10 protein-coding genes are annotated in these 12389 nt (G+C 68.8%); 9 read left to right on the top strand and 1 reads right to left on the bottom strand.

The features are described 5' to 3' along the window. Window positions 1-210: 210 nt before the first annotated feature. A complete protein-coding gene (locus tag PSD17_RS10100; protein WP_339122474.1) occupies window positions 211-756 on the bottom strand; it encodes a L,D-transpeptidase in 546 nt (181 codons plus the stop codon). 878 nt (window positions 757-1634) lie between these two features. On the opposite strand from PSD17_RS10100, the gene PSD17_RS10095 reads away from it, so the two are divergent. The 9 genes from PSD17_RS10095 to istB form a co-directional block, all read left to right on the top strand. Next, window positions 1635-2471 (top strand): chitosanase, encoded by an 837-nt coding sequence (locus tag PSD17_RS10095; RefSeq protein ID WP_339122473.1) that lies wholly within the window; start codon window positions 1635-1637, stop codon window positions 2469-2471. Between the two features lie 176 nt (window positions 2472-2647). Further along, window positions 2648-3274, top strand: a complete 627-nt coding sequence (locus PSD17_RS10090) for a TlpA family protein disulfide reductase (protein WP_339122472.1) — start codon at window positions 2648-2650, stop codon at window positions 3272-3274. Further along, entirely contained in the window at window positions 3271-4113 is an 843-nt protein-coding gene (locus tag PSD17_RS10085; protein ID WP_339122471.1) for a cytochrome c biogenesis CcdA family protein, read from the top strand. The genes PSD17_RS10090 and PSD17_RS10085 overlap by 4 nt, the downstream gene beginning before the upstream one ends. A 563-nt stretch (window positions 4114-4676) precedes the next feature. Then, window positions 4677-5720 carry a prolipoprotein diacylglyceryl transferase family protein gene (locus PSD17_RS10080; RefSeq protein ID WP_339122470.1) on the top strand — a complete coding sequence of 348 codons (1044 nt, stop codon included), beginning with the start codon at window positions 4677-4679 and terminating at the stop codon, window positions 5718-5720. 22 nt (window positions 5721-5742) lie between these two features. Beyond that, a complete protein-coding gene (lnt, locus tag PSD17_RS10075) occupies window positions 5743-7629 on the top strand; it encodes an apolipoprotein N-acyltransferase (RefSeq protein ID WP_339122469.1) in 1887 nt (628 codons plus the stop codon). A gap of 428 nt (window positions 7630-8057) precedes the next feature. After that, the gene (locus tag PSD17_RS10070; protein ID WP_339122468.1) at window positions 8058-8786 is read left to right on the top strand and encodes a TlpA family protein disulfide reductase; all 729 of its coding nucleotides are present in this window, start codon (window positions 8058-8060) and stop codon (window positions 8784-8786) included. 379 nt (window positions 8787-9165) lie between these two features. After that, window positions 9166-10068, top strand: coding sequence for a F510_1955 family glycosylhydrolase (locus PSD17_RS10065; protein ID WP_339122467.1), 903 nt, complete (start codon window positions 9166-9168; stop codon window positions 10066-10068). 326 nt (window positions 10069-10394) lie between these two features. Beyond that, window positions 10395-11666, top strand: a complete 1272-nt coding sequence (gene istA / locus PSD17_RS10060; protein WP_339122475.1) for an IS21 family transposase — start codon at window positions 10395-10397, stop codon at window positions 11664-11666. 95 nt (window positions 11667-11761) lie between these two features. Continuing rightward, window positions 11762-12389: IS21-like element helper ATPase IstB (gene istB / locus PSD17_RS10055; RefSeq protein ID WP_339122466.1), on the top strand; the 628-nt coding region annotated here is incomplete at its 3' end.

Here is a 12389-nt window from a genome sequence, read left to right as displayed (position 1 = left end):
GAACGACCCCGGACCGGGGACTTTCACCTGGCCACCAGCGGGGACCACGAACTGGCCGTTGACACCCCGGTGACCCATGCATCAGGAGGCAGCGGAGCTGAGGCCTCCTCCCCTGTGTTCGGTCGGGTGGGCTGGCTCTACTATCTACGTACCTAGATAGTAGAGCTGGATGCGATCGATCCTGTCGGGGAGAGGAGGCTGGGGATGGTTCTACTTGACCTGGACCTCGTCGCCGACCTGAAGATCGTCGAAGAAGGCCTCGGCATCGCGCGGGTTCAGCTTGACACAGCCTGCCGAGGGCGTGGTCTGCCCTCCCTGATGGAAGGCGATCCCCCCTGGAGCGAAGAAGACCGAATAGGGCATCGGGGTGTTGTATTCGCGACTGGTGTAGTCCCGCGCCTTCCACTCGACCTTGAAGGTCCCCCGGGGCGTCGGGTCGGTGGAGTCGCCGTCGACGAAACGAACCGGGCCGCGAGTCAGCTTCCCGTCGCGGATCAACCACGCGTTGTGGGAGGCAAGGTCCACGCAGGCACGGGCCTCGGTAGAGCAGGGAGTGCCGGGGACGAGATCCTGCCCGACGGCGCCCGGCGGGGGCGTGTACGGGAGTGGCCGGGCCGGGACGTCGGCGGTGGCGACGCCCGCGGCGATCCACGGCGCCACGGTCGCGACGGCCAGGCCTGCGAGCGCCGCTACCCAACGGCGCGTGAATGGCCGGCACCTCGGCCCGAGGCTCGCTTGGTGACGCTTGTCGATCATTTCCGGTCTCCCGTCGATGAGGCGCGATCGGATGCACCGGTTGTAACGAAGGGTTACCGCGAACGTGACGGGGTGACTGGTCGCGCACCCTCACCACACAGGCCCCGGGTGCCTGGGCGACGACCTCTCGGCTGGAAGCGCTCGCTGAAGAGGCAGCTCGAAGCGGTGTTGCCTGGAGGCCTTTCGAGACCTGGGGCCACCTCGGGTGTGTTCGCGCGGTGGGACTCGGATGTCGCGGACGTCCTCATGATGGTCGCCGACGGTGGTCAGGGTCAGCCTTGTGGTGATGCCGGGGGGCGGGCTGCTTCGGGGACGATCAACCGTGCAGAGGGAGTGCACGCCGCTTTGGGGTGGCTTACCGTCCCGACATCGGTGGGACGAGTGCAGGGCGGGCTTGGTCCAGGGCTTGACCAGCGTTTCGACCGCCGAGCCCCGAGCGGCGCTGGCGGCGCTGCATGTCGACGAGACGACTCCCCGCCGGAACGCAGGGCCTTCCTCGACCAGACTCGGCCGCAGGTAGCTCAGGTGGTCGCGCGGGGGTTGGCGCGGCCACCGCACGGTTCAACGCGCAGGGGGAAACGGCGCTGCGCCGGCGCTCTTCGCGCGGAACAAGGCGTGCAAAACGCTGTGCCGCAGCGACGACTCGCCCTCTCGATGTTCCTGCCCGCTTGTCGGGCTCCGCGCGATCAGTTGGCCCGACCCCTGCTGGCTTTCGTTGTCGCTTCCACCGAACACACAGGAGCTCCAGGATGTCCAGAAGCGAACGCGGACAGCCGACCGCGGCAGGTGTGCGAACACGGGCGAAGCCAACCGCTCCATCGAACAGGAGCGCTCCGGCAGGGCCTCGATCGCCAGGTCGCTGCTCCCGAGGCGCCACCGTGATCATCGCAGGGGCAGCAGCGCTGTTGCTGGCTGGTGCTGCTGTCGTCGGCATCGTCGTCCTGTCCTCCGCGGGCAGCGCTCTGCCACCGGACGCGGTCCAGTCGACGCTGCCCGCTCCCGCAGCCGAGCGGCGAACCGCCGACCAGATCATCAGTGTGTTCGAGAACGACGTTACCGACATCCAGTACGGGTACATCGAAGATCTGCAGGACGGGCGCGGCTATACGGCCGGCCGTGCCGGGTTCTGCTCGGCATGCGGCGACATGGCCGAGGTAGTGCGCCGCTACACCGAGGCCTCGCCTGCCAATCCGCTGGCCTCCTTCCTGCCCGGCCTGACCCGGTTGGCCGCTGAGGGATCCGACAGCCATGTCGGGCTGGAGGGAATGCCGCAGGCTTGGGCTCAGGCCTCGGCTGATCCACAGTTTCGTGCCGCGCAGGACGCTGTCGTCGACGAGACGTACTATCGCCCGGCGGTCGACCTCGCCCGACAACTGGGTTTGACCAGCAGCCTCGCGCGCCTTGTGCTCTACGACACCGCCATCCAGCACGGCGTCGACGAGGGTCCCGACAGCCTCGCCGCCGTCGCTGATCGAGCGACGCGGGAAGCAGGCGGAGAGCCAGCAGACGCCGCCGGGGAGACGATCTGGCTCGAGGCGTTCTTTAGCGCCCGGCGAGCCACGCTCGAGCAGCCGAGCAACCCGGACACCCGCGAAGTCTGGGCGGGATCGGTGGGCCGGGTCGACGCACTCCACGAGCTGCTCCACGAGGGCAACCTCAATCTCGACCTTCCACTCGAGATCAATCCGTGGGGCACGCCCGTGGAAATCCGATGATCGACTCCGTCGCCCCCGCCACGAGGCATCGCCGGCTGCTCTTCGACGCGGTGTCCGGGCCGCTCCAGAGGCGCGTGCGCGCATCCGGGGTAATGCGCACCACCAGCCCGGGGCTACCGACCCCCGCGTCCCGCAGAGCAAGCACAGTGCGCGGCCGGAGCCACGCCCGCCGAATCGTGGCCATCCTGGTGGCAGCCAGCCTGTCACTCACAGCCTGCTCTTTCGCCAAGCCCAGCGGCTCAGCCCCCACCACGGTCAAGGAGTTCTCCTTCACCGCGCCCGGCGGTCAGACACGCATCCTCTACGACCCGCCCAGCGATCGCGGGTACGTCAGAGAAATGTCGGGCGAAAGCCTGACTGATCCCGGTCAGACGGTGAGTCTGTCCCAATTCTCCGGCCAGGTCGTCGTGCTGAACGTATGGGGCTCTTGGTGCGGCCCCTGCAGGGAAGAGATGCCCGGACTCCAGCTGATCCATGAGCAGATGCAGCCGTCGGGGGTCACCCTGCTGGGCATCGATGTACGCGACGATCGACAGGCAGCACGAGACTTCGTTGTCGACCGAGGCGTCACCTACCCGTCGTTGTACGACAATCCCGGGCGCTCTCTGGTCGCTCTCAACGGATTCCCCCGCAACACGGTGCCCTCGACGATCGTGCTCGACCGTGACCACCGCGTAGCAGCGGTCTTCCTGACGGCCTTACGCGTCGGCGAACTCCTACCAGTCGTCCAACGAGTGGCCGCCGAGCCCCGCATGGCCGCTGAGGATGCCGCAACCGCGCAGCAAGGGCGGACAGGAACATGACCGAGCTAACCCAGCTGGCCATCTCGGGACCGCTGCTCGTCGCGGTCGGGCTGGCGCTCGCGGCCGGCGTAATCTCCTTCGCCTCTCCCTGCTGCCTGCCCCTGGTGCCCGGCTATATCGGCTACCTTGCGGGACTGGCAGGCACCAGCGCATCGGCCCCAGACCGACCCCGTTCCGTCACCGCCGGCCCCGGGACCCCCCTGCGAGGCGACGCCATAGGCCCTGAGACAACGACTGACCTGCGGCCCCCTCAGCGGTGGCGTCTTGCCGGTGCGGCCGCGCTGTTCGTCGCCGGGTTCACCGTCGTCTTCACCAGCGGCGCGCTCCTCGTTCTCGGCCTGTCGGATTGGCTGATCACCAACGAGCTCCTGCTGCAGCGTGTCGGCGGTGTGCTGACGATCTCCATGGGTCTCGTGTTCCTCGGTTGGATACCCGTTCTCCAACGTGACCTGCGCATCCACCGCCTGCCGCGCAGCGGATGGGCTGGCGCGCCGGTTCTCGGTGCCGTGTACGGCCTGGGCTGGACGCCTTGTCTGGGTCCGACCCTGACCGGCGTGGTCGCCCTCGCTGCGGGCACCGAGGTCGGGCCCTCAACCGTGCGCGGATTGCTGCTGGTACTCGCCTACTGCGCCGGACTCGGCGTCCCGTTCGTCCTCATCGCCCTCGGGACCGGGTGGGCGGTTCGGACGGCGGGGTGGTTGCGCCGACACATCCGCGCCCTACAGCTCAGCGGGGGTGTCATGCTCCTCGTCCTTGGCACGTTGCTGGTCACCGGGGCATGGGGTGCGTTCATCGCTTGGCTCCGCAGCCCGATCGCCGGCTACACCCTCCCCCTCTGACGTCGTGCCGAACGCGCCCCGGGCAAGCAGGTGGTGTCGGACGACCACGTCACCAATTGCCACGACCTTCCCCCAGGAGTTCCGAGCCGACGACCGGCGGTAACGAGCTACCAGGTAGGACCCCCGGCCCTCGACGTCGTCCCGGGGGCGACGCCACAGGAACCGATCGCATTCAGGAGTCGCCGATGAACCGCGAGGAGCGCCGACGAGCTCAACGAGCCGCACGACGCAAGACACACCAAGACCCGCGAAATGCCCGCAGCCGAGCCCGCAAGAGCCCGCAACCTCCACAACAGCGGGACGCAAGCCCGCACCGCGGGGCATCACCGGATGAACCCCAAGCTGAGCTCGACCGACGTGAGGCGCCGGCTAGATCCGCACCGCTCCCACTACATGGCCGCACCCGCCAGCCGGCGCCGCCGCCACGCTCGCCCGGTTCAACCGAGCTCGGAACCCGACCGACGACGCCGGCGCGCCGCCGCGACGGGGCCACCTTGACAGCCGCCTCACTCTCGACCACCCAGGTGACGTGCTCAGCACTCGACACCGTCGAGCCTCAGGCGTTGGGCGTCACCTACACCTTCACCGCCGCTGACTCCAGCACCGCCACCCCGTACCCGCTCACGGTGGCCTTCACAGGGCGGAGGAAAGTGACACAACACGAACCTGGCGCGGTCGACACATTCGAGGTCATCGAAACGGTCACTGATGTGCTGCCGAGCAGCGGACGGGTCTCGCTGTCCACACGGATCGAGAACATTCCAGCAGGAACGTGGGAGGTCACTGCACGGCCGCAGGAGCGCGCCGGCACAGACGACCCGCCTGCCGAGTTTTTGCCGGTCGCCGCCACCACGACCGGGCACACCGGGTTCGCTCCTCTGATCAAAGTCCGAGCACCGGGTGTGCGACTAGGCGCATGGCCCGGCCTGGTCACGACCGGCGCCGGAGCCGCCCTCGCTTTACAGAGCCTTTTCGTAGGCCGCATGGGGCTTCCGGCGTTGCCCGTGCTCGCGCTCTCGCTCATCGCCTGCCTGCTCGGGGTGCTTGGTGCACGCGTCTACTACATGATCGAACATCCCGTCAGGAGGCGCGGTTGGATGAACATGTCCAGCGGAATGTGCATCCAGGGATTCGTCCTGGTGGCCGTCGCTGTGCTGCTCGGCGGAGCGTTGCTGCTCAAGCTCCCGATCGGATCGCTGCTCGACGCGACGGCGCCCGGCCTGCTCCTCGGCATGGCCATCGGACGGCTAGGTTGTTTCTTCGGTGGGTGCTGCGCCGGCCGTCCTACCGCCTCGCGGTGGGGGCGTTGGTCCTCCGATCGGAAGCTCGGCCGCCTACGGCTCCCGACGCAGCTCTACGAGTCGGCGATGGCCCTGCTGCTCGGCGCGACCGCCTCGGTTGTCCTCGTCGTCACGGACCGCGCAACCGGCGGAGCCGTCTTCGTCGCCGCGTTGGCGGCCTACGTCGCCGGTCGGCAACTGCTCTTTCCGCTGCGCGATCTCCCCCGCCACACGACACACGGCCGTCACATCGTCCTCATCGTCTCCATCATTATTGTGCTCGGCGCCATACTGGCTGGCATTCTCAGCGGCGGCGCAATCCGGTGAGCAGGTTCAGCCGCCGCCGGCGATGCACCGGCAAGCATGCGTCCCCGACCCGCGTCCACTCCGTGCCGAACAGCGTCACCGAGCACACAGCAGCTCATCAACTCTGCCGGACCGCCCGGGCGGGTGCACCGGCCTGCTTGAGCAAGCGCGACGTCACTCGCCACCCCGGCAGATATCGCGACGACGGCCGAGCTCGCAGGTGAACGACGCCGAGCGGCGGGCCGTCGATCCCCCGGGGCGGTTACCGGCAGCAAATTCGCGCTTCCGACTGCCGACATGCAATGCCGGACAACGGAGGATCTATCGAGGGTATTCACGGCTGATTGCATGGCTCGGGCGCCCAGCTCCGAGCATTGCCAGGCCCGACCTGAGTCCCAGCCGGCGATGGGTCCGGCGATGGGCAGCATCGCATGTCGGCGGCGCTGTGCTGGCGGTGGCTGCCGGAGGCATATGGGCCGTTGGCGCTCCGCCGCGTGGATGGTGGCCGATGTTGCCTCTCGGCGCTGCGGCGCTGACCGCAGCCATTCGGCACCGAGGCTTCCGTGCCCGCCTGGCGCTGGGCGCGCTCACCGGCGTGACGTTCTATGCGAGCACGCTGTCGTGGCTGATCGACTTCACGACGATCGGCTACGGCGCGGTGGCACTGCTTCAATCAGGGATGCTGGCTGCGGCCGCGGCTGTCGTGCCCGCCGCCGAGAACGGACGTTGGGCGGGCGGCTGGTGGACGACCCCTTTCGCCCTTGTGGCTGTCGAAGCCGTCCAAGCACGGTTCCCATTCGGAGGATTTCCACTATCGTCGCTCTCACTGAGCCAACCCGATGGCCCTTTCGCCCCGGTCGCGGCGTTCGGAGGCTCGCTGCTCGTCACTGCAGTCGCCGCCGCCGCGGGGGGTGGCACTGGTCGCGGTCTGGTCCATCCGACGTGCCCAGGCCCGCGGCGTCGTCGCCGCAGTCGCGATCGTCGCAGCATTCGCCGCGTGCTGGGCTCCGCCACGGCGGCCCGGACAGAGGAGGCCGGGACAGCCGAGATCGTAGCCGTGCAAGGCGGAGGGCCACGAGGGCTGCGGGCGATCTTCACGAACCCGGACGACACGACCGACCGCCAGTTCGAGGCGGCGGAAGGCATCGATGGCTCCCCGGATCTTGTGCTCCTGCCGGAGAACGTGATCACGGTCGACGGTCCGATCGCCGGCACGGCCGAGGACCTGCGCCTGGCCGAGCTGGCCCGTCGACTCTCGACGTCGGTCGTCGTTGGCGTGGTCGAGCGATACGGCGACGGATTCCGGAACGCAGCGGTCTTGTGGGATCCGACGGGCACCATCAGCGGACGATACGAGAAGGAACACCGGGTGCCCTTCGGCGAGTACATCCCCGCCCGCGGCGTCCTCGCCAAGCTCACCGACCTGACTCGACTTGTGCCCCGGGACGCGATACCCGGATCGGGTCTCGCTCGCCTCGACTCACTACCCACCCCGCTCGCGGTCGCCATCTCCTACGAGGTCCTCTTCGCCGACCGAGTGCGAGAAGGCGTCTCGGCAGGCGGACAGGTAGTGCTGGTCCCTACCAACGCCGCCTCCTACGTCAGCGCCGACGTGCCGGCCATCGAACTAGCCGCAGCCCGGCTTCGTGCGATCGAGTTCGGTCGCGCTGTAATACAGGCTGCGCCCACCGGCTACTCAGCAGTCGTCGACCTCGACGGTAAGGTCCGGGTTAGGAGCGAGCTCGGCGAGCCAGCTCTCCTCCGAGAGGTGGTGTCACTGCGGAACGGTCAGACGATCTACGCCAACGTCGGCGACACTCCCATGATCGCCCTTGCCGGCGTGCTGATCTTGATCGCACCCGCTCTACAGCTCGCCCGAACTCGACGCACCCGATCCCAGTCATCCGGCAGCGGCTCGGATGCTCGCTGAGGTCAAACCGGACCCACCTGCTTGGCCGTACTTGCGCATTTCGCGACCGGGCTCCTGCCCCAGCTTCGAACAATCGGTGTCGTCGAGAACGACTCCGGGCCGGGCAGTATGACGTGCACCCCTCGTCGGCGAACGTGCCGATGATCATGCGGGGGCCGAAGGCGGCCGTCACGAGGCCTCGGCCGGTGAGTTCCATGGCCTCCCCTCATGAGCGGCGACAACTATGCCCGAGCACGAACCTGTACCCATAGGGGTACAAGTGCAACGTTGCTGAGTGGTCGACCCGTGCGGTCCGGGCCGAAGCCGCCGCGACAGGTCGCACCACGTCGATCCCGGCCGGGGCCAAGTCCGGCCTCCCAAGAGCGGGCTTCTCGGTCGTTCGGCCTACTATCCGACTCCGTAGCTTCCGACGACGGAGCGGATCGAAGGTGGAACGCAACAGCACAGGCCCGCCGACGCGAGCCCGGGGGCTGATCAGCCGCGAGGCCTGGTGGACCGCCGTGGTCATCGCCCTCGCAGCGGTCGGCATCGCCGCCTTGTGGCCGGCAGAACCTCACGCCCCCCAGTCCGCGCCGTCGCAAGTCCAGGTATCGCCCGGCGATGTCTACCCGTCGGACGGTTCCGATTTTGGTGACGCAACCGCAGAGATGCTGGCGGATGAACAATTGGTCGGCCCGCGAGCCGCTGCCCGGCTCGAGGACTGCCCCAAGCCAGTTGACGCGCGCAGATCGGCGGGGCCGCTCGCGGGCCTCGCGGTCCCGTGCCTCGGCAGACCCGGGACGACCGATCTCGGCGCTGCCCTCCAGGGGCGCCCGGCATTGCTCAACGTCTGGGCCTCGTGGTGTCGCCCGTGCCGGGAAGAGATCCCGGTGTTGCAGGCGTACTCGAGACAGCCCGGGTCGGTGCCGGTGATCGGGATCAATGTCAAGGACGAGCCGGCCGCCGCGCTGAGGTTGCTGGCCGAGCTCGGCGCGAGCTACCCCTCTGTCGTTGACCAGAACAACCTGCTTTGGAGCGCCTTGCGGGTGCCGTCAGCCATACCTGTCAGCTTCGTCCTGCGGGCCGACGGATCGCTTGATCGCGTCGAGCCGTTGGCGGTCTTTCACGACGCGGACCAGATCCGGACGACCGTCCAGCGTTACCTCGGTTCCTCGTGACGCGAGCGTTCGCAATCCGAGCACACCCGGCACTCGACGAGACGAGGAACTGCGTGCGACAGCACATCTGCCTGGCCCGCGCCGACGAGCGTCACGGCCGCCGCGTGCCCCCTGTCTCGTCTCCTCTGTCGCAGGCTTGGTGCCTCGTCCCATGACGGCCCCGCACGACGCCCTCACACAGGGAACACCAGCACCCCACGGCGACGTCATCCAGCCCGGACGAACCCGCGCACTGTTCCGACCGCTCCGGCAAGCGCCTCACCCGCCCGCCTCCGTTGGTTTCTGCCTGCGTGCAGAGACAGTGGCTACGCTCACAAGTTCCGTTCGCGACCTGCCAACCCCGTCGGGTGCTCCGCAGATCGGACGTAGCATCGCCGCCGTGACTGCCCGGTCGAACCAGCGCTCGCCTCGGAATCTCCGCGGCCGGCGGATCGGGGTCCTCTGGGTCGCGGCCGTCGGCGTGCTGGCCGCGGGGTGTGGCGGGCCAACCGGGGCGCCCGCCGCCTCCGCGCCGACAGGCGAGATGCCCGCAGCCGCGGCGCCGGTGTTCGGGCATGTGCACGGGCTGGGCGTAGACCCAGCCGACGACAGGATCTACGTGGCCACCCACGACGGGCTGTTTCGCGCCGACGTCAACGGTCGCCTGGAGCCGTCCGGCACCACCAAGCGAGACCTGATGGGGTTCACCGTCGCCGGGCCCGGCACGTTCCTGTCCAGCGGCCACTCTGGCTCCGACGAGCAGGTCGCCAACCCACTCGGGCTGGTCCGTAGCACCGACGCCGGCGCCACCTGGACCACGCTGAGCCTGGCCGGTGAGGTTGACTTCCATGCCCTCGAGATCAGCGCCGGCACCGTCTACGGGCTCGACGCTGGGCGCCAGGTGCTGCGTGTCAGCACCGACGGCGGCAGCAGCTGGCAGGACCGCGCCGCCCTGCCCGCCCTGGACATAGCTGTCGACCCGGCGGATCCCGCCAGGGTCCTGGCTACCGTGCGCGGCGGGGTCGCCGCCAGCGCGGACGGCGGACGGACGTTCACCGCGCCCGCCGGGCCGCAGCTGGCCTTCCTGTCTTGGGCGCCCGGCGGGACAATCTATGGGCTCGGCCTCGAGGGCGCGCTGCACGTCAGCACCGACCGCGGGGCGACCTGGCAGCAACTCGGAACAGTCCCGGGCGGGCGACCGCAGGCCGTCACCGGCCTCACCACTGGCCGGGTGCTCGCGGCAACCGCGGGCGGCATATACGAATCTCGCGACGGCGGGCACACCTTCAGCTCGGTTACTTGAGCGGCGTGCAGGGCGTAAGAGCCCAGGCTCAACCGCGCCTCCCCACCGGCCGCCGGTTGGAAACCGCCATTGGCACTCGTCGCCGTAGATCCTGCCAGGCCGCGGAGTCGGCCCGCGGCGTCGGGGATGAGCCCCTCCCTTGGCGTCGGTCGCGTTCTAGCCAGACGCCGCTCAGAAAAGCAGCGCCCAGGCCACGGACAGTGTGAGATCAGCAGAAGACCCAGAACGACAGCATCGCCCCCCTCGTTGCGCCCTGTCGACGACGGGTGAAGACTGCGCAGGTGTCGACGGCTGAAAAGTGACCACCCTCCGAGATCGTGAGGAGGGTGATCAAGGTGGAGGACTGGGCGGAGATCCGCCGGTTGCATCGCGCGGAGGGCTTGTCGATCAGTGAGATCGCGCGGCGGCTGCAGATCTCGCGGAACACGGTGCGCTCGGCGTTGAGCTCAGACCGGCCGCCGAAGTACCAGCGTCCGCCGCGGGGGTCGCTGGTGGACGCGGTGGAGCCGCGGGTGCGGGCGTTGCTGGCGGAGTACCCGCGGATGCCGGCCACGGTGATCGCCGAGCGGATCGGCTGGTCGCACTCGCTGACCATTCTCAAAGACCGGCTCCGCGAGATCCGGCCCGAGTACGTCGGGGTCGACCCGGCGGACCGCACGACTTACGAGCCGGGCGAGATCACCCAGTGCGACTTGTGGTTTCCCGACACGGTGATCCCGGTCGGGGCGGGGCAGGCCCGCCAACTGCCGGTGCTGGTGATGGCCCAGGGCTACTCCCGGTTCTTGTCGGGAGTGATGCTGCCTTCGCGCCAGACCGGGGACCTGCTGTCGGGGATGTGGCAGCTGATCGCCCAGGTCGGGCGAGTGACGAAGATGCTGGTCTGGGACCGCGAGGCCGGGATCGGCGGCACCGGGCGGGTGACCGCCCCCGCGGCGGCGTTCGCCGGCACCCTCGCCACCCGCATCCGTCTCGCGCCGCGCCACGACCCGGAGTTCAAGGGGCTCGTCGAGCGCGGCAACGGCTACCTGGAGACCTCGTTCCTGCCCGGGCGCTGTTTCAACAGCCCCGCAGACTTCAACACCCAGCTCGCCGACTGGCTGACCCGTAGGGCGAACACGCGTCGGGTGCGGTCGGTCCGGGCTCGCCCAGTGGACCTGTTCGACGTCGACTACGCAGCGATGCTCCCGCTGCCACCGGTGGACCCGCCGATCGGGCTCTGCACTCGGGTGCGGCTGGGCCGGGGCTACTACGTCCGCGTCGACACCTGTGACTACTCCGTCGACCCGCGCTTCATCGGCCGCTACATCGACGTCACCGCGTCCTTGACCGAGATCACCGTGCTCTGCGACGGGCAGGTCATCGCCTGTCATCAGCGCTCGTGGGCCAAACAGGGCGTGATCACCGACCGCGCCCACGCCGCCACAGCCAAAACGCTGCGCCATGACTTCCACGAACGCCGCCGGGCCCACCAGCGAAGCATCGACCGCCAGATCTGTGCGCACGCCGACGGACACACCGTCGTCCTGCGCGCTCTGCCCGACTACGACGCCTTGTTCGGTGTCGACTTCGACCCCACCCCGGAGGACATCCCGTCATGAGCGCCAGCAGATCCCCGAGCGGATCGGCCACATCAGCACCGACGAAGGCGACCAGCTCGGACGGGCTACCCGCGCAGCTGGCCTACCTGACCCGGGTGCTCAAGGTCCCCACGATCGCGGCCTGCTGGGACCAGCTCGCCGACCAAGCGCGCGACAGCAACTGGTCGCACGAGGAGTACCTCGCCGCGCTGCTGGCCCGCCAGGTCGCCGACCGGGAAGCCGCAGGCAACACCATGCGCATCCGCACCGCGCACTTCCCCCGAGTCAAAACCCTCGAGGACTTCAACCTCGACCACCTGCCCTCGCTGCGCCGAGACGTGTTGGCGCACTTGGCCACCGGCACGTTCGTCGCGAAGGCCGAGAACGTGATCCTGCTCGGCCCACCCGGAATCGGGAAGACCCACCTCGCGATCGGGCTCGGGGTCAAAACCGCCCAGGCCGGCTACTCGGTGCTGTTCGACACCGCCAGCAACTGGATCACCCGACTGTCCGCCGCGCACCAGAGCGGGCAGCTCGAAGCCGAGCTGAAGAAGATCCGCCGCTACCGGCTGATCATCATCGACGAGGTTGGCTACATCCCCTTCGATCAGGACGCGGCGAACCTGTTCTTCCAGCTCATCGCCTCCCGCTACGAGACCGGCTCGGTCATGGTCACCAGCAACCTGCCCTTCGGGAAAGCGCACATGTTCGACCGAACCTGTGTCAGGTCGCGCCGAAACATCA

This window comes from Pseudonocardia sp. D17, from assembly GCF_036984265.1.
GTDB classification, from domain to species: Bacteria; Actinomycetota; Actinomycetes; order Mycobacteriales; family Pseudonocardiaceae; genus Pseudonocardia; species Pseudonocardia benzenivorans.
This window is presented reverse-complemented; position numbering and strand designations above follow the sequence as displayed.